General features: G+C 41.8%; 12 protein-coding genes. 4 read left to right on the plus strand and 8 right to left on the minus strand.

From position 1 onward, the window contains the following. Positions 1–27 precede the first annotated feature (27 nt). From L6I86_RS02205 to L6I86_RS02225, 5 genes are all read right to left on the minus strand, one after another. Positions 28–2,091, minus strand: coding sequence for a methyl-accepting chemotaxis protein (locus L6I86_RS02205; RefSeq protein ID WP_236284278.1), 2,064 nt, complete (start codon positions 2,089–2,091; stop codon positions 28–30). Between the two features lie 76 nt (positions 2,092–2,167). Further along, positions 2,168–3,130 carry a galactofuranose ABC transporter, permease protein YjfF gene (gene yjfF, locus L6I86_RS02210; protein ID WP_236284279.1) on the minus strand — a complete coding sequence of 321 codons (963 nt, stop codon included), beginning with the start codon at positions 3,128–3,130 and terminating at the stop codon, positions 2,168–2,170. Next, entirely contained in the window at positions 3,123–4,148 is a 1,026-nt protein-coding gene (locus L6I86_RS02215) for an ABC transporter permease (protein WP_236284280.1), read from the minus strand. Before L6I86_RS02215 ends, yjfF begins: the two co-directional genes overlap by 8 nt. A 5-nt stretch (positions 4,149–4,153) precedes the next feature. After that, on the minus strand, positions 4,154–5,662 hold the full coding sequence (locus L6I86_RS02220; RefSeq protein WP_236284281.1) for a sugar ABC transporter ATP-binding protein: 1,509 nt from the start codon (positions 5,660–5,662) through the stop codon (positions 4,154–4,156). A gap of 100 nt (positions 5,663–5,762) precedes the next feature. Continuing rightward, the gene (locus L6I86_RS02225) at positions 5,763–6,797 is read right to left on the minus strand and encodes an ABC transporter substrate-binding protein (RefSeq protein WP_236284282.1); all 1,035 of its coding nucleotides are present in this window, start codon (positions 6,795–6,797) and stop codon (positions 5,763–5,765) included. Positions 6,798–7,352: 555 nt separating this feature from the next. Here L6I86_RS02225 and L6I86_RS02230 point away from each other — a divergent pair. The 3 genes from L6I86_RS02230 to L6I86_RS02240 are packed head-to-tail and all read left to right on the plus strand — an operon-like array spanning position 7,353 to position 11,475. Next, on the plus strand, positions 7,353–8,855 hold the full coding sequence (locus L6I86_RS02230) for a sensor histidine kinase (protein WP_236284283.1): 1,503 nt from the start codon (positions 7,353–7,355) through the stop codon (positions 8,853–8,855). Between the two features lie 6 nt (positions 8,856–8,861). After that, a complete protein-coding gene (locus L6I86_RS02235) occupies positions 8,862–10,508 on the plus strand; it encodes a response regulator (protein WP_236284284.1) in 1,647 nt (548 codons plus the stop codon). Next, positions 10,495–11,475, plus strand: a complete 981-nt coding sequence (locus L6I86_RS02240) for a sugar ABC transporter substrate-binding protein (RefSeq protein WP_236284285.1) — start codon at positions 10,495–10,497, stop codon at positions 11,473–11,475. The genes L6I86_RS02235 and L6I86_RS02240 overlap by 14 nt, the downstream gene beginning before the upstream one ends. A 40-nt stretch (positions 11,476–11,515) precedes the next feature. On the opposite strand, the gene L6I86_RS02245 is transcribed toward L6I86_RS02240, so the two are convergent. Continuing rightward, on the minus strand, positions 11,516–13,996 hold the full coding sequence (locus L6I86_RS02245; protein WP_236284286.1) for a glycoside hydrolase family 38 N-terminal domain-containing protein: 2,481 nt from the start codon (positions 13,994–13,996) through the stop codon (positions 11,516–11,518). A gap of 170 nt (positions 13,997–14,166) precedes the next feature. Between L6I86_RS02245 and L6I86_RS02250 the strand changes: the two genes are divergently transcribed. Next, positions 14,167–15,096, plus strand: coding sequence for an AraC family transcriptional regulator (locus tag L6I86_RS02250; protein ID WP_236284287.1), 930 nt, complete (start codon positions 14,167–14,169; stop codon positions 15,094–15,096). A 493-nt stretch (positions 15,097–15,589) separates the two neighbouring features. Here L6I86_RS02250 and L6I86_RS02255 read toward each other — a convergent pair whose 3' ends face one another. Both L6I86_RS02255 and L6I86_RS02260 read right to left on the minus strand, forming a co-directional pair. Beyond that, positions 15,590–17,044: a PAS domain-containing sensor histidine kinase gene (locus L6I86_RS02255; RefSeq protein ID WP_236284288.1), complete on the minus strand. Its 1,455-nt coding sequence runs from the start codon at positions 17,042–17,044 to the stop codon at positions 15,590–15,592. Between the two features lie 217 nt (positions 17,045–17,261). After that, the gene (locus L6I86_RS02260) at positions 17,262–19,841 is read right to left on the minus strand and encodes a discoidin domain-containing protein (RefSeq protein WP_236284289.1); all 2,580 of its coding nucleotides are present in this window, start codon (positions 19,839–19,841) and stop codon (positions 17,262–17,264) included. Positions 19,842–19,845: the final 4 nt, after the last annotated feature.

Below are 19,845 nucleotides of genomic sequence, written 5' to 3' on the forward strand. Positions count from 1 at the left end.
ACATTTTATTCAAGTCCCCCTTGAAGATTATTTCGTGTGGAAATGTGACATATGTCGTTCTAATTGCCCTGATATTTGATTCAATCTCGTAGAGAGCTCTAACAATTGCTCTCCGATCGTTAGCTGCGTTGAACAGAGTGAAGCGACTTGCTCCGTTGAAGCTGATGACTCCTGTGATACAGCAGATACTTCGAATATAGCCTGACCAAGTACGGTTTGTACAGCGTTTAATTTATCCAAGGACAAGGTAACATCCGTAGCTCGTGCTAATAACTGCTCCATCTCTTCTTGAATTCGTGTAAATAATTTGAACACCTCAAATACTTCCACATTCATATCTTGAAAAAAAGGCAGTGCATCGGACATAGCCCCTACTGTAGATTCCACCTCTTGTAAAATAATATCTGTAAATTGTCCTACTTGACCAATGGAGGCATTGGATCGTTCCGCCAATTGGCGTATCTCCTTGGCAATGACTTTAAAACTAGCTCCTGATGCTCCAGCCCTGGTTGCTTCGATCGAAGCATTAAGTGACAATATCTTGGTTGAATTTGTGATCTCTTTCAAGATTTTCAATATGGCACGAACAGAACTTGCAGATGCCTGGAGACTGTTAACTTTGCCTGCTACAACACGAAAACTAGCTTCAGTATCCCCAGCTTTACGCAATAAATCATGCACTGAGTTTCCACCCGTTCTACAAACCTCTTCTACTTCTTGAGCGGAATGAGCCATTATATGTTGAAGTGAAAACACATCAGTTAAAGAAGTACTCATTTGTTCCATACGCGCCGCACTTTCCTCGGCATTTGAAGCCAAGTCAATCGCACCACCAGCTATTTGATCTGTCGCTGCGTGTATTTCTCTTGCAGAGATAACGGTGATTTCGGCTGCACTGCTCATACGCTTACTAAATTCAGTGACTTCAATCACACTTTCTCTAGAGCTCAAGATAAGTGCTCCAATATTCTCCATCATCTGCTCGTATGCCAATTCTACCTGTCCAATCTCATCTTTCCGATTCTGAACAGACAGTCTTCCGGTTAAATTGCCATCGGCAGCTAACCTCATTAACTTCACAATATGTGAAAGTGGTTTGCCAACCATGAATACAATCCATAAACCAATCATCAAAGCAATCAGAATGTTCAAACCTATAAATAAATAGGTCATTTTCTGAATTTTACTAATTGACTTCGTTAACTCAGCCAACGGTGCAATCGCGATGAATGACCAATTACTAACGGTTGATTGGCGATAAGCAAGTAAATTATTATCCCCACTCATATTTTCATCTATGAAGCTCCCTGAAACTGTTGAATTAGCTGGTATAGAAATATCGCGAGCGCTCGATACCATGTTATTACTCAAAATCACCCTCCCAGACTGGGTTGTAATAAGCGTTTCCGCGCCATCACTAAGCTTAAAAGCATTGACCATTGTTTGTAAAACTTTAGCTTCTATTTGAACGATTAAGATAAAATCCTCAGAGCCTACATTATTTTTACCTAACAATCTCCCGTAAGCAAAGAGCGGTTTGGGTGAATCTCCTAAGTACCCTTTTTCTTCAACAGGCATCCAGACGGGTTTACCGTTCGCACTAAGAATCGTTTGAATCCAACTAACCGTTCTTAGATCTGGACTCACCCCTTCTCGCTGTGTACTTATCATATCAAGGGACGTTTGAATGGGAATCAGTGTGATATCCCGAATGCTCTGATCCGATAATGCTAACTGATCGAATACATCTCTCATTTCGGAAGCTCTTCGTTCCAGTTCAGCTTTTCCAATACCAGCGTTAGAAATTTGAAATAAATTTTTAGTAAATGTGCTATCACTAATGAGTTGATTCGATAAATCTATGTAAAACTGCTGCTTCATGTCTAATTTCTCCCCCGCAGTTGTAACTAAATCCTGCGAGCTTTTTTTCATTTGATCAATGATTGCGTTTTCAGCAATACGGGAAGAAAATAACCCCATACCTATAACCGAGACACCTAAAGAACAAAAAAAGATGAGGAAAAGTCTAGTACCGATCGACCGACTAGGTCGTTGAAAAAGCATCCGCGCAATGTTTGTAATATTTGGCATATAAGTTCCCCCTGTGAACATATGAAAAAGGGCACTAGTCGACAAAACCTGTCAATTAATGCCCTTCCCTCAATTTTTACCTACGTTGTGCCCAGCGCCGTTGACTTAGCAAACGTTGTAAGATAATAAACATGAACAATAGAATACCGATAACAATTTTCGTCCACCAAGAACTTAATGTCCCTTCGAAGCTAATAATCGTTTGTATAACACCTTGAATCATGACACCAAAGAAAGTTCCTACAATGTATCCAACGCCTCCGGTGAGAAGTGTGCCCCCGATGACAACCGCAGCGATAGCATCTAATTCCATCCCCATCGCGTGCAAGCCATAACCTGAAAGCATGTAGAAGGTAAAGACTACACCTGCTAGTGCGGAGCAGAATCCACTGAAAGCATAAATGAGCATTTTGGTGCGTCCGACCGGTAAGCCCATCAATATGGAAGATTGCTCACTTCCACCCAATGCATACGTATTTCTGCCAAAACGTGTGTAATGTGCAATATAGAAGCCTAAAAATACAACCAACAAGGCAATGATGACACTAATCGAGACAAAGTTACCACCAGGTAAGCTAATCTTCGTTTGAGCCACACTTGTGTAAAAGCCATTATCGATGGTAATGGTATTAATACTTATGATGTAGCACAATCCCCTAGCAAGGAACATCCCGGATAAGGTAACGATGAAGGGTTCAATCTTGAAGTAATGAATGATGGCTCCCATGCCCCAACCAAATAGAGCTCCGATTAACAATACCATCGGTATGACGAGGCCAGGTGGCCAACCAGCTTGGACTAAACTCGCCGAGATCATCGTCGTTAAGGCAATAACAGAGCCGACCGATAAATCAATACCACCTGATACGATGACAAATGTCATTCCAACAGCTGTTATTAATAAAAAGGCATTATCAATTAGCAAATTCATCAGTACTTGTAAAGAAAAGAATCCTGTATAACGGAAAGAACCAATAGCGAACATAAGCACAAATAATCCCATGGTCACAATGATCGGAATATGCTGTTTCTTAAGCATGTTGTTTGACCTCCCTCTCAGCCGGATAATGGCGCGTTTTCCAACGGAAGGCAATCGATTTACGGAAAGATTCCGATTGAATTAAACATACAATTAGAACAACGAATGCTTTTACCACTAGCGTTATTTCAGGTGGTACACCAATCATATAAATCGTCGTTGTTAAGGTTTGAATAATCAATGCGCCAACTAATGTGCCAGCTAAGTAAAAGCGTCCACCTGTTAGTGCGGTTCCACCAATAACGACAGCTAGGATCGCATCGAGTTCATACCATAATCCAGCATTGTTGCCATCTGCGCTTGAGACATTCGAACTTAGAATCAGCCCTGCAATTGCTGCGCATAAGCTACAAAACATATATACGAAGAACATAACCGTCTTCGATTTCACTCCGGCAAGCTTACTTGCTGTTGGCTTACAACCAACAGATTCAATAAATAAACCGAGTGCTGTCTTTCTTGTTAGGAGATAGGCAATAAGGAATACGATCGCTACGATGAAGATAGAAAATGGAAGCGTCAATAGTGATCCTGCGCCAATGAACTTATAATGAGGGTTCGAAATCGTTATAATTTGACCACTCGTTATTAATTGCGATACGCCGCGTCCAGAAACCATTAAGATTAGCGTCGCGATAATCGGCTGCATGCCAATATTGGCAACTAGGAAACCATTCCATATACCTAGAACAAGTGATACCAACAACGCAGTCCCTACTGAAATAATAACATTCACTAAGCTGCCATCTCCATTACTGATCATCAGGCACGCTATCGCTCCTGAAATCGCTACGACCGAACCAACGGAAAGATCGACCCCTTTCGTAGCTGCAATGACGAGTGTCATACCAATGGATACAATCATTAGTGGAGAGCCAAAGTTTAAGATATCAATTAGACTGCCGTATAGGTGTCCGTCCCGCATTTTGATCGCAAAGAAATCAGGAGAGTAAATAAAGTTAAAAACTAATAATGCACCTAAAAAAATTAGTGGCCAAAACAAATGATGCTTCACCATGTCTATTAACCTCCCGCAATTGCCTTCATGACATTTTTCTGGCTGATTTCATCGCCAACCATTTCTTTCACCTTGTGACGATCCCGCAACACGACGATTTTATGACTGACGCGTAATACTTCCTCAAGTTCAGATGAAATAAACAGAACTGACATCCCTTTTTGCGCTAAAGATAATACTAATTTCTGAATTTCAGCTTTAGCTCCAATATCAATGCCTCGTGTAGGTTCATCTAAAATCAACAAACTTGGATCCGTGAGCAACCAACGAGCAAGCAATACTTTCTGTTGATTACCGCCGCTTAAATTTTTTATCAAATGTTCGGGATTAGGTGGATTAATGTTTAATGCGCGAATGTATTCATCTGCCATTTCATCCTGTCGTTTTCTTGAGATCGTTTTAAACCAACCTTGAGAAGCTTGTAGGGCTAATATGATGTTCTCTCGAACGGTCAAATCATCAATAATCCCTTCTAATTTACGGTTCTCCGAGCAAAAGGCGATGCCTTGATCAATAGCCTGTCTTGGCGAATGAATCGCCTCACTTGAACCTGCAACTGTCATCCCGCCAGAATCAGCTTTGTCTGCTGCAAAGAATAATCTAGCAAGTTCCGTTCTACCTGAACCCAACAAGCCTGCTAAACCAACAATTTCACCTTTATGAATCGAGAGATCAATAGGTTCAATGGAACCTTTCTTCCCAAAATCGGTTGCTTGAATGAATACTTCATGACTAATTTGATTAGCTGCATCACCTTTGGGCAACTCTTCTAGCAGCTCAAGGTCCTTACCAATCATTTTAGAAACCAGCTCTATACGAGGAAGATCGTTGGCTAAATATTCCCCAATAAACTCTCCATTGCGGAGTATGGTTATGCGATCTGAAATGTCGTATACCTGATCCAAGAAATGAGTGACGAATAAAATCGCTAGTCCTTCATTTTTTAATCGGGTCATGACAGAAAATAGTTGGATAACCTCACCTCTATCTAAACTGGAGGTTGGTTCATCTAGAATTAACACTTTTGCCGAAATACTTAAGGCTCTGGCAATCGCTACAAGCTGTTGAACAGCTACGGAATACGCATGTAAGGGTTGTGTAACGTCTATTTCAAGATTCATTCTCTTCTTCAATAATTGCCCAGCATCATCATTCATTTTTTTCCATAAAATACGACCGAAGCGACGTGGTTCACGCCCAATATAAATATTTTCAGCTACAGACAGGTTTGAGCAGAGGTTAACCTCCTGATAAACCGTACTAATACCTGCGTTTTGCGCATCAAGCGGGCTAAGAATACGAATTGGCTGTTTATCCATCTCAACAATTCCCTGATCAATGGAGTGAACACCCGTAAGTACTTTAATTAGTGTAGATTTACCTGCCCCATTTTCGCCCATTAGGGCATGAACTTCGCCAGGAAACATTCTGAAATTAACGTTCGTTAACGCCTTAACACCCGGAAACTGCTTATGAATTCCGGTCATCTGCAATACCGGACCACCCTGTTTCATCATGCCACTCCTCTCCAATATGAACGAGAGCTGCTCCATACTAGCAAGATGGAGCAGCTCCGCCCTTTTCATTTATAATAACTAGGTTGTAGACAATTTCTTAGTACTGACGATTAGGTAATTCACGTTTCGCATCTTCGGAAGTAAATACGCCTTCTTTCGTAACAATACGTTTCGGCAGTTCTTTACCACTAAGTACATCTTTAGCCGCTTGCATTAATTGTCCACCTAGGAGTGGGTTACACTCTACGATGAAGTTAATTTTCCCTTCACTTGCCGCTACGAAGCCGTCTTTCACACCATCAACAGAGATAATGATGATATCTTTACCTGGCTTAAGTCCTGCTTCTTCAATTGCTTGAATAGCTCCTAGTGCCATATCATCGTTATGAGCATAGAGAACATTAATGTTCTTATTGGCTTTCAAGAATGCTTGCATAACCTCTTTACCTTTAGCACGAGTAAAATCACCTGTTTGTGAAGCAATGATTTTAAGGTTTGGATTTGATTTAATAATTTCGCCAAATCCAGCTTTACGATCATTCGCAGGAGCAGAACCAGTAGTTCCTTGAAGCTCTACAATGTTAACTGTTTCTTTCGCATCTTTATATTTGTCAACTACCCATTTCCCTGCGCTGCGCCCTTCTTCCACGAAATCCGAACCAATGAATGTTTTGTAGAGGGAAGTATCTTTCGAATCTACAGCTCTATCCGTTAAGATAACTGGAATGCCAGCATCTTTGGCTTCTTTCAATACAGTGTCCCAACCGGATTCAACAACCGGAGAGAACGCGATAACATCAACTTTTTGTTGAATATATGTACGAATGGATTTAATTTGATTTTCTTGTTTTTGCTGTGCATCGGAGAATTTCAATTCAATGCCTGCTTCTTTCGCAGAATCTTGAACGGATTTCGTATTCGCTGAACGCCATCCGCTTTCAGCACCTACTTGAGCAAAGCCCATAGTGATTTTCTTGTCCGCTTTAGCTGTAGCTACTGCTGCTGTGCTTGGGCTTACCGCCGCTGCTGCAGTTGTGCTGCTAGCTGTCTTGCTATCTCCTGAATTACCACATGCTGCTGTGAACATCATCATTGCTGAAGCTACTAATACTACCCCTAGAGACTTTTTCATTTATATTTCCTCCCTTATTTCACCTGTTTGCTTCGGTGTAACTAAATTATAGGATATGAAATTAGCAAGGGTATACGGAGTTTCATAGACACTTCTTGTAAATTATTATTCACTTTTTGAATCCCAAAATTAAAAACAGTACTTTTTTATTCAAAAAGTGCAGTATTTTGTTAAATGATTGCGTTTTCATATCGGTTGATTCATAATTTACAATAAGCTTTCGACACTTTTGAACTAATGAAAGGTATTCGCACGATGGATATATATCGAAAAATTACTTCTAGCCTCCGCGCCAAACTTTTAACCATGTTTGTTATACTCACATGTCTGCCATTAATTGTTGTCGGTCTTATCTCATATAATAAATCGTATAATACCGTATTTAACAACAGCAAAGCCGCAACGATAATGCTTGCAACCCAATTAGCCACAGACATTGATAATGTATTTACAGATACAAAGAAACTCTTAGAACTCGAAAAAAATCCAAATGTTTTACATTTTTTGTTTTCACAGACGGATTCCAATTTAGATGCACGAGAGATTTTACGAACAATGGCTTCCTATAGACAGACATACCAATATGATGGTGTATTGAACATTACCATGATTAATTTATATGGCCGGGGGATCAGCGAGAGGAAAGGTGTTTTTCAACTAAATAAAAACGTATTACGGAATCCGCATTTTGAATACCTGATTCAAAATCCTGAGGCTATCTTAAATATCCCACCCGGTGATCCATCTTCCATAGATCCACTAGACGGATTCCAATACAAGAATCACAACATTATTTCCATTGTTTCTACAGTGAAACAGCGAGTTACCCACGAAGTCATTGGATTCATAATTATTGATGTCGATGACAACATCGTGAAAAAGTTTAGTGATAACGTCAAAATAGGGAAAAGCGGCTTTTTCTATGTCGCAGACAACAAGGGTAATGCCATTTTCTTACCATCAAAAGCCACAAACCATACAAATTGGTTAGAAAACAGATATATTGCTTCTATCATTGAAGACAAAAACAAAGACTATGTGGATTCTTCGGAAGGTAAACCAGAATTTATTGTAACTTCCCCCTCCATGTCCACGGGTTGGAATATCGTTGGGGTGGTACCATTGCAAGAAATTGTGGAGGAAGCCAATTCCATTCGTCAGCTCATTATCATAAGCGTTATGCTTAGCATCGTTTTCGCGATAACCTTGCATTTCTTTGTGTCTACTCGCTTGACTCGACCTGTTCGCATACTCAAAAACAAAATGCAACTCGCCGCATCCGGCTTTCTTGAAGCTAAAGTCGTTCTTACAGGTACAGATGAGATCTCTGATTTGGGGAATAGCTTTAATATTATGATTGGGAAAATTCGCATGTTGCTAGACCAAAGCATTAAAGAGCAGCAAGAAATCAAGAAATCGGAGCTTAGAGCCCTACAGGCTCAAATTAACCCTCATTTCTTGTACAACACATTGGATTCCATACTTTGGTTGGCGCAATCAGAGAAAAAGGATCAGGTCGTCCAGATGGTTATGGCTTTATCCAAACTGTTTCGAATTAGCTTAAGTAAAGGGAAGGATTGGATAACCTTTGAAAAAGAAATTGAACATCTTCAGAGTTATTTAACCATCCAACAGATGCGGTATCGGGATATTTTGGATTATGAAATTGCCATCGATTCAAGCTTGCATTCGTTACTTATCCTTAAAATGACCTTACAACCCATTGTCGAAAATGCCCTTTATCATGGGCTTAAAAACAAGCGTGGCAAAGGGTTGATACGAATTATTGCGAAGATTGAGGATGAAGATAACTTCCTTATTGTGGTCGAAGATAACGGTAAAGGCATTACGGAAGATCGACTTCAGCAGCTACGGAAGGATTTAATGGAACCCCATACACCAAAGGAAACTGGAAATGAAGTGTCCGGAGGATTTGGATTGCACAATGTTCATAGACGAATTCGCTTATATTATGGAGAAGCTTATGGCGTACAGGTAGACAGCATAGAAGGTGAAGGAACGATTGTTAGCATTCGAATACCGTGTGATTGGGGATGATGTTTCGTGAAAAAAATATTGTTAGTTGACGATGAGATATTAATTAGAGAGATTATTCGTGATTGTATCGATTGGGAGAAGGAAGGATTTATATACTGTGGCGATGCATCAGATGGCGAGGTTGCACTACCTATTATTGAAAGAGTTCAACCAGATATCTTAATTACGGATATTCTTATGCCTTTCATGAACGGTCTGGAATTAAGCAGCATTATGAGCAAGCAGTTTCCGGATATGAAAATCATCATTATTAGCGGCCATGCTGAGTTTGAATATGCAAGAACAGCGATGCAAATTGGGGTAGAAGAATACTGTTTGAAACCAATTAGCCCTAATGAACTGTTGAAGGTACTCCACAAAGTTAGTCAAGAAATTGACAAGGAGCGAAACATACAAACACAACTCCAACTACTTAAAGATAAAGAAAATGAACATAGTGTCATTTCACAAGATAAGTTATTGAACGACCTCTGCAGTGGTTTCATGACCACCTCAGAGGTGATGCATCATAGTGCTTCCATTCAATTGAATATTATCGCTCATTATTATGTCGTAACCGTACTGGATTTACGTGAGACAGAGGCATATAAACATAATGACTTGAATGCTATGTATGAACATGAGCGCTTATTATTGGACAAGTGTGTCCGATTGAAGGTGAATGTTGCGCATATGATGTTTCAACGCAGCCGCTCTGAAAGTGTTTGGATCATTAAGAGCGATACCTTAGAGAATTTGAAACTTGAGTTACAAGTATTTCAAGATTTACAAAAAGAGATCTCCGAAGAAGCTCACTCTCTGCCGATCTCCATTGGCATTGGCAGTGTGCAAGATCGCCTCCAGAATGTACATTTATCCTTTCTTGATGCCATGGAAGATGCTCACTGGCGGAGACTATCCCGTCAAAATCGAAATGTGCTAAGTGAGATGAAGACAGAAACATTAGATCCGACTCTCTTTTTGGATCGTGGCGCTTTTATGGATTTTTTGAAAATTGGATCACATACGAAACTAGGTACCTTTGTCGCGGAATATGCTGCAGCATTAGTCGATATTAATTGGCATTCCTCTTCTATCGGATTTTATATTTTGAATGACGTTACAATTGAAGCTTTCCGTTCCAATAAAGATATGTATCGACACCTTGCTGAACCAGAGAAATCACTTCATCAATTCCAACAAATGATTGGTAATATTCGGAGTTGGGAAGAAACCTGTGCTTATTTAGTCAATTTAATCGAACAGTTCTGGAACTGGCGTTCTCGTATTTACGATAAATATAGCGATATGATTACGAAAGTCAAAGAGTATATGCAAATGAATTTTGAGAGGGATAACTTCTCGTTGCAAGACGCTGCCGAGTATGTCAATCTGAGTCCTAATTACTTGAGTCGCGTATTTAGCCAAGAAACCGGGCAAACCTTTATAGAGTTTTTGACCCAGGTACGCATTCGCAAAGCGATGGACCTCCTCAAAAGCACGTCAGCGAAGTCATATGAGATTGCCTTTTTGGTGGGCTATAATGACCCCCATTATTTTTCAAATTTATTCAAACGCTTAACCGGCATGACCCCCAAAGAATTTAGAAAGAATGGGACTGCAGGTGAAGTTCTCGATAGTACGAAGGGAGATTCTCTTCATGAGGGTGACTAAATGGATAACACTTGGAACGGTAATGTTAATGTGTTTAACGGGATGTAAAGCGTCATCACCTTCCGGTCCCGAAGTATCTTTTTCGACATCAAGTTCGCCAAGTTCAACAAGCTCAAACACAAAACATACAAATAAACTCACATTTGGTATCATTTATCCGATGACACACCCCTTCTATGAAATGATTACTGATTCTATAGAGAAAGCGATTGAACCATATCCCGTTCAATTAATTGTCAAAGCACCTGATGTAATTAACATAGAACAGCAGATGAGGATGATGGAAACTCTCATTGCCCAAAAGGTTAACGGCATTGCCATTGATCCAATCGATCCTGTTGCACTGGTGCCAATCATTAATAAAGCAACGCAAGCAGGCATTCCAGTTATTTGCTTCGAGTCAGATGCACCGGACAGTAAGCGTTACTCTTTTATCGGAAGTGATCCCCTTCAAGAAGGTACACTCATGGGTCAAATGGTTGATCGGTATCTTAAAGGCAGAGGAATGATCATGATCGAGGGAAGCATGACGGGTTCTTTTCAAATACGCCAACGACTTCAGGGTTTAGAACAATATTTAAAACAAAAAACGGAAATTCAGGTTCTTGAAAAAAAATATCATAACGGTGATACTGAGAAAGCTATTTCGGACCTTGAAACCATGATTAATGAGCATCCTCATTTTGACGCACTAGTTCCATTGGATATTATCTCCAGTTCCAATGCAATCCTTGTATGGAAATCTCAAGGATTAAAACGCTACGCTATCACATTCGGTATGACACCTGATGTCAAAGAAGCCTTATTAAATGGCCAAATTAACGCTGTGATTTCTGAGAATGAGCATCTATGGGGAGATAAAATTATCGAACAACTACTCGCGGCGTCTAGCCATGCACCTCCAACTACTTGGGTCGACACTGGTTTTGTGGAGATTAAACAGAGTGATATGGCGAATGAGTATTAAAGTTCTATACAACTGAAAGAGAGCAAAAAATACGCTAGGTTTATTCTTCCATTAACTCATATTCAATTATTGTTCTCATTCGCTTATCAAGCTTACATGTCTTTACCTCAAAACCATTAAACTCAAGGCGTATTTCCAAGTCCATACTCGGAATCCTAACCACAGTTGATCTCGCTAGCCCAGTTGGCTCGAATAATCGCAAGATATACGTATCTTCTCCTTGTTCGGCTCGCTTGAAAGCCGTCATTTGGATCACATCATCATCTAGTTGGACCGCTGTAGCAGGTATCTGCCCTTCCCCATGGGGGAAGAACGAAAGTGCATACGGTTTTTCATTCCATTGAAGCGCCTCGCGGTCAATGCATCTGAGTCTTTCCGATTTGGGGCCGGCATTCAACCAGAATCTGAACATTCGTTCACCTTGATCGATTCGTGGAGAAAAACGATCATTTGGCATCAAAGGTCGGTCAAGAATTGGATGAGCGGTGTAAGCCGCCCCTCGTAATAAGGAGGGTCTTATTACGCCATTTGAACAATCCGATCCATAGATCCCATCATTGATCAGAGTAATAGCGACGTTGTCAGTTTCGGACATGAGAGCTGTCCATTTTTGTGCAACAACTTCCGTTCCATCCGTTTCAAGAGACTGCACGCCAAAGATCGTCTGTCCTGCATATATGCCCTCATCAAGTACGGTTGGAATGGCGAGTTTCAGCATCGTGTCCTTCTCTTGCCAAAATACACGCACATGGATCTCTATCTCCGTCCCATTTTTGGGTAGCTTATACGTGATAACGGCTGCGGAATGACCATACATCAACAGCGATTCAATTACGGTACGTACTTCACCGTCTTCAATTACCCTAACAGAAGGCAGAGTTCCTTCTGTGATACCCGAGAATGCCGTTCCCTCTTCGGGTGACATCAGACGAAATGCCCCCTTCACGTTCTCAAACCCATCGGTGTCCATCCGCCAAGGATCCCCATTGTCAGTAATGGCCAATGGTTGAAAAGCTCCCCCTTTAAGATAAGGTATACCCTTAACCATGTACTGATCCATCAATCCTGTTTGCGTATTAATGACTACGTGTAGCGACGATGTTCGGAAATGAATATCACCGTCTTCGAGCACCACCTGTGGATTAGGCTTCGAAGGCAGTAATTCGATTCGACAATCGAATCGGTTCATCGAGGATGGTGATAATTGAGCTTCGAACACAACCCTTTTGCGCCAGTCCAAATTTAGATTGCTATGTTCCTTCTCCGCTTGAGAAGAAATACGCACGCCATCTTGATATACGACAGGCATCGAGAATTGATCCTGCCAGTTCTGATCCGCAAGCATAAATTCACATTCAAAAACTCCCCGAACGGGATAAGGATGCGGGTTGTAGACGAGTATCGGATACTCCCCTTCTCCTGCTTCCCGTTGCCCGCTCGATAAGGCAAAGAATGCACGTGTTTTCAGCCTTGATGCAATTTCCAAACCATGATCCATCAGACGAAGGGAAGCTTCTTCTGCAGGTTGAATTGAGGTTCCAGGCAAAATGTCATGGAATTCAGCCACCATCAGATCATGGAACGCCTCATTAAGCTCTTCTTTGGGATAGCGAAGATATCCTTGCAAAGCAGCAGATGATAACATTTTTTCCGTTTGGTACAGCTCATTCTCCAAATGACGATGCTTTTGTTTAATTCGGATCATAGAGGTGTAGCAACCAACAAAGCGTGGATTCAAATCTCGTTCATGGCGTGGCAGAGCATCCCCTTTCTTAGAGAGATCTGCAAAGTAAGCTTCTGGTGTTGAATGTAAGACCTCTACATTACCTTTCGTTGACTCAATTAAGGCGCCTATTCGGTTTAGATCTAGGCGTGAAGGTCCACCACCGTGATTGCCGACGCCCCAAAGCACAAGCTCAAATTCCTGGGTTGTTTGCTTATTAATTCTCTCTTCCACCTTGATATGTGCTTGACCAAGCAGCGTGTTATAACCGTCTTGAATTTGATGGGTAAGCACTTCAGAGCCATCGAACCCAACCCAGATGAACTCTTGTGCTGGGCCCGCAACACGATCCTCAGGGCGCATGAATAAATAGGAATCGAATCCTGCTTTTCGAATGAGCTGTACAAGACCTCTCGAGTGCCCGAAGGAATCAAAATTGATAGCTGTGGTTGAACTCACACCAAATTTGTCTTTGAAAAAAGTCCGCCCAAGTAAAATCTGCCTCACGATCGACTCTCCGGAAGGCATGTTGCAATCAGGTTGTAAATACCACCCACCCATGATGTGCCACTTACCTGCTTGTACCAACCCCTGAATTTTACGGAATAAAGAAGGCTCGTACTCCTCAATCCATTTATATAGCAGCGCTTCATTATGGTTGAATACGTACCCCTCATATTCTTCACAAAAAGCGGCAGCAGCCCGAAAAGTTGATACCGCAGCTGCAGCCCCTTCTTCCCACTCCCATTGCCATACGGGGTCCAAATGCGCATTGCTTAATAAATGAAGCTTTCGCATGTTTATCTCTCCTCTTTGATCATGAATCGATGTCATCTGCTACCATTTTCTCAAAATCTACCCCCAACGTATATTCACTGGAATCACACATTTTTGAACAAAAATAACATGCAAAGAAGGCTGTGCTATACTAAGAACATGCATCCTAACTTTTCGTAAAGGTGATCTTAATGAGTCTATTGAACCCACGTCATCCGCATGAAATACTTTTTCTGGGCGTCCAACCTTATCAAACTATGCTTAGTGGAAACCTACGGCTCAATGATGCTGCCGTTGAAATCATTGATCTTTTACTAGAAGTACCTGCGGGATTCGCTCAGTGCCCACCGCATCTCCACACGTGGTATGAGCTCAATTATGTGTTTGAGGGACATATGCAAACGAGCTTCGGCGCATCGATGTTGGATATTCACGCAGGTGAGTTTTTCCTCATTCCTCCGGGTATGGAACATGCTCATACCTATGAACCCAATGATCCACATAAGGGCGTATGTTTAAGGTGGAAGGTGGATAGAAGCACGGAGGATAAACCGGCGAATACGGTCTCAACATACGAACAACTCAACGTCCTATCAAGTTGGAAACCTGGCGTTTACACTGATGAGTTTGGACTAGGTCAGCTTCTTATGACGTGCTTTGAAAATGCTAAGTTGAACGGTTCATCCATTGCTGTTTTGCTGCAAATTGTGCAAGTCATTTTTTCTATAACAGAGTTATCGCCGGAAAGAAAGCGGTGGATTGAAACCGACACCAATTCTGATCACGCTTTGCTCCGTAAGGTTGAAATTTATTTAAACGATGATCAAACCTACGAAGTAGATGTTCATCGACTAGCTGCATCCCTTCATATGAGCTACGGTCATTTGGCCCGAAAATACAAAAAATTAAGCGGTCATACCATCATGGATCGTATGAGTCAGATTCGTTTGGAACGTTCGCTAGAATTGCTACGATGCACGGACCAGCCAATACAAGAAATTGCGTATATAACAGGGCTATCAAGTTTATCGTATTATAGTCGTTTATTTAAAAAGAATTACGGGATGAGCCCGAAAGAATATAGAGATTTAGGTAAAGAAAAAGGCTTAACTCATAGTTGAGTTAGGCCTTTTTTATGAATATGAATATGGTTATTTCACTGTCTGCCTATCCGCATTAAGGACCCGGACTTTAAAGTCGGCAATTATAAACCTTTAGGGAATATCGCGGCTATCTAATAAAATGTCTCAAAAAATAATAGAATAGTGACAAAGTCCCGATGTTTTGTATTCGCAGAACAAGACAATAACCGACGCCTGATCGGAGACGCCAGCTTCTTAAGTTTGATTATTCGAAAATCGTTTACGTTTAAAGCCCCAGTATTTGATCCAAAGTATGCCTTCATCGTCTTTGAACAGCTTAATACCTACTAATTTTAATGGTGTCCATATTTCTATTAAATAGTAAATAGGCATGTGTATGGCCTCCTTATTAGGTTATAACTTACCCGGTAAACTGTCCGGTAAAAACCGTGCATCTGGAGGGCAAATTTATATATCAGTGAAGCGAAGATAACCGTCAATCCTCCGCTTAAAATGATGGTCAGGTCTGCGGCTACGTGGTCGACCAAACCTCTTCTTTAAGCGGGAACCTTACGCTAAACGTTGTACCTGCCGATTCACAACTTTCTATCGAGATCGTTCCTCCATGATGATGTATGATGTTATAAGTAATCATGATGCCGAGACCAGTTCCGCTATCTTTGGTAGTAAAAAACGGCTGCCCAATCTTAGCAAGCTGATCTGGAGGAATGCCGCATCCTTGATCTTGAACCTGAATGAGAGCGGATTCATTTTCTTTTAAAGCAATAAGATTTATAACCCCTCCATCAGGCATCGCTTCAATTCCATTTTTTAGAAGATTAATAAACACTTGTTTGATTTTAACGGGTTCGCATGAGATGAATATCTCATCAGCCATCCATTCACAGACAATCTCAACGTCCGACATCAATGCTTGAACACTCATTAATTCAATGACTTGTTCGAGTAGGTGCCGCAAACAAGTCTTCTGGAATCTGATCGCATTTGGCTTGGCTAGAATAAGCAGTTCATTCGTAATAAACTCAATGCGCTTCAATTCAGACTCGATGATTTCGTAATAGTATTCCTTTGCCTGTGAATCTTTCAATAATTTAATGAAGCCGTTAATCGAGGTTAACGGATTACGGATTTCGTGTGCGACTCCTGCGGCTAGTTGACCAATCATTGACAACTTATCAGCATGTATTGCGCGTTCCATTGATTTTTTGCGATCGGTGATATCACGGAAAACGCCAAGAATAGCTTTTCCCCCTTTATATACGGTTTGCATGATGGTGGCTTCAACATGTTTATTTTCCCCGTCTATACAAACAATTTCGAATTCCAACGGATCTTGCCGTTCGTCCAACCAAAGTCTTTGCATTTGTTCTTGTATCCGTTTGTGGTACGCAGGTACAATCATTATCATGAAGTCCAGATATATCGCTTCTTCCGCATCGCTTACACCGATAATATCCATGGCCGCCTTGTTCAAATATTGAAAACTCCCGTTTTGAACGATAAAAATGCCGTCTGGAAGTTCTTCGAGCAGAAGGAAGAAACGTTCTTCTTTTTCCTTCAGCACCAATTCGGTTTGTTGTTGGATAACTTCTGCTTCCTTAACAGCCGTTATGTCATGAATTTGTGAGAAAAAGAATAAAGGTGTACCGTTTGAATCCCGGATCAACGATACGATAAGCAGTGCCCATACAACGTGTCCCTTTTTATGAATGTACCTTTTATTCATATGATAGGCATCCATCTCACCGGAAAGGATTCTTGTGATATAATCCATATTCATTCCTATGTCATCCGGATGAGTGATGGTTTGAAAATCCAATGAAAGCAATTCATTCAATTCATAGCCGAACATTTCGCACAAAAATTTATTTACTTCCAAAAATCGCCCTTCCGTTGACACGATGGCCATCCCGATCGACGCATTGTTAAAAGCAATGTCATACAATTCGATTGGCGCCAGTTTCATCTAGTAGCTCCTTCGCAGCGTTGGCCCTTTTACTTTTATAAACTCAAAGTTACAAGTTTACTAGAAATATTACATTCTAATTAAGTATTTTAGAATGATATTTTATATTCAATTCATGATATTTTAATGTTAAGCTCTTCTTGCAGTGTGCATGGCTTTACCTCCCTAATAATTTAAAGACTGGCACCGGTGGGATACCGATGCCAGTTTCAGTGGATTACTCTATAATCTTCTGCGCAAGGAAGGCCAGGTCTGTAATATCGATTTTGCCATCAAGGTTCGAGTCTGCGTGCTTGATACTCTCCCAATCCGAACTTGTCGACGTTTTACCATAATTCGCAGCCAAGATACCCAAATCCCCGATCGATACTTTACCGTCATGGTTCATATCGCCCGGAATGCCAACTGGAGGCGTTGTCGTAATGTTCACGTTGATTGTAGAAACTTGCGCCTTCGATTCCGCTCCCTGCGCATCGCCAAGCGTTGCGTCGGTTACAGCAATCGTTCCCGTCGAAGACTGCGTCAGAGCTTTGGCTTTGAACTTCAGTTCCAGGATCCCGGCATCACCTGTCATGCCTTTGCCAGCCCCTAAGCTTGCGAGAATAAAGCGGAGTTTCCCCAGCGTATCCTTCTTAGTATCTACGAGTTGAATTCCATCCTTCACGACATGAGCCGAGACGAATTCAAATACGTTCGAATTATAGTCCATCTTCATATCTTGTGCATATACGCTTTGCGTGACGCTGCTCAAACCTAGCTGTACAGTGAAGTCCTGACCTGTCTGAACAGTACCGGTTGCGGATAGCGTCGTTAGAGCGTTCTGCGTGTCGTTGCCTTCTTGTACTGTAATTTTGCTTACCGCTGTAAAATTGCCATTAACAGTGGTAACCGTAATGTCTGCCACTCCATCTTTCAATGCAGTGACAACTGTTTTACCGTCTTTTACTTCCACTTTGGCGACGGTATCGTTGCTGCTCGACCAAGTTACATTCTTATTCGTTGCATTCTCAGGAAGCACAGTTGCAACTAGCTCTGTTGTCTGCCCTTCTTTCAGCGAGACTTGCGGTGTATTAAGCTGTACGCCGGTTACGGGCACCTCGATAATGCGATAGACATTCATTTCAGCTGCTGATGCCCATCCATTATACCCAGTTGTAGCTTCCAGTTTAATAAAGGACGCTCTCGTCACTGGGAACTCCGCTATTTTCGCTAAGGCGTCTTTAGCCCATGTTCCACTAACGACTTTGGTGTACTGGATGCCATCCGTACTCGTATAGACATTGTAGGCCGTAATCATGCCGTTACTTCCCCCATCTTGTCTAGGGAGAACCTTGATTTTATTCACGTCGTAAGCACCGCCAAGATTCAATGTGATCGATTGCGGCAGCGGATCTGACTTATCCCACTTCGTATGCCAAATGGTATTGTTATCTCCATCCAGCACCATGGCTGCTCCGTTATCTTCGGATTCAATCTCTTCGCTCGTTGCCGCCGCACTCATTTGGGATTGCGGAATGAATGGGGTTTGCGGCTTTCCGATTTCATTACCCTCTAATTTTAGCATCACTACGCCATGTGACGGCACATTCGCTGTATAGCTGCCGCTGAATTGCCCTTTATCTGCATGTTCCCACAAGTCCCGAACCGCCACGGCAGCATCCAACCCAACTTGAGCAAAATCCACAGTTATATTCGCAGCGGAATCCGTGCGGTTTAATAAGGAAATTGCAAGTGTCCCCGACTCCGACAATTCTTTCGCCCAAACTTGGAGTCCTCCAGTTTCGCTTACTAGAATGCCTTGAATGCCGGCAGGATCCTGATCCACGGCTATCACTTCAGCGTTCTTAATGATATCAGCAAATTTACTGCTATAAGAGTCCGTCTCATCTAAAGTGGTTACATCCAAACCAAGCATAAGAGGAGACGCCAGTACGGCCCACATACTGAAATTAGCCTTGGATTCTTCGTAAGATAAGCTTTTTTGGCCAGGATATTTGTCGGCTATTACACCAACCTCCAAGCTGTCTGGGTCATTAAAATGGCCCGGTCCCGCTACATCAGCATGTGGAGATGTCCGATCGATCTCATAGAGCACACCATTCCAATAGTCTCCCTGATTATCGATATCGAAACCAACCCTCCAAGTATGCCCGATACTTGGGGCCCATTTCCAAGGTTGCTGCTTCCCCCACTCGCAAATATTTAACAAGATATCGCGTTTGGGATTCGCCTGATCTAAAGCGTCCTTGAATTGCTGATACTGGGTCTTAAAGTCGAGACCCATCGCATCCGCACCGCATGCATCTACTTTGACATAATCGTATCCCCACTCAGCAAACTGGTCGACATCCTGCTGATAATGTCCGTAACTTCCCGTCTTTCCTCCGCAGCCAATGCTGCCAATATCGGTGTAAATACCAATCTTCAACCCTCTGCTATGCACATAATCTGCGAGTGCTTTCATTCCGCTCGGGAATCTTGTTATGTTGGCGTTTAATTTGCCATTAGCATCTCTGGTGCCTTGCCAACCGTCATCAATGTTGACATATTTGTATCCTAAATCACGCAAACCGTTGCTCACCATACTGTCCGCCACATTACGGATCAGCTCCTCGTTCACGTTAAAACGAACGGCATTCCAAGTGCTGTAACCCATTGGCGGCGTCGCAGCCAAAATAGGTGTATCCTGCAATGGGGAAGCTTCAGGCTGTGCATCAGCGGTTGCAGCATATACAGATGTAACTGCGCCAATCATCGAAACGGAAACAAGAGCACAAGCAAAAACTACTTTTTTCATAAAG

Source organism: Paenibacillus allorhizoplanae (assembly GCF_927798215.1).
Classification (GTDB): domain Bacteria; phylum Bacillota; class Bacilli; order Paenibacillales; family NBRC-103111; genus Paenibacillus_E; species Paenibacillus_E allorhizoplanae.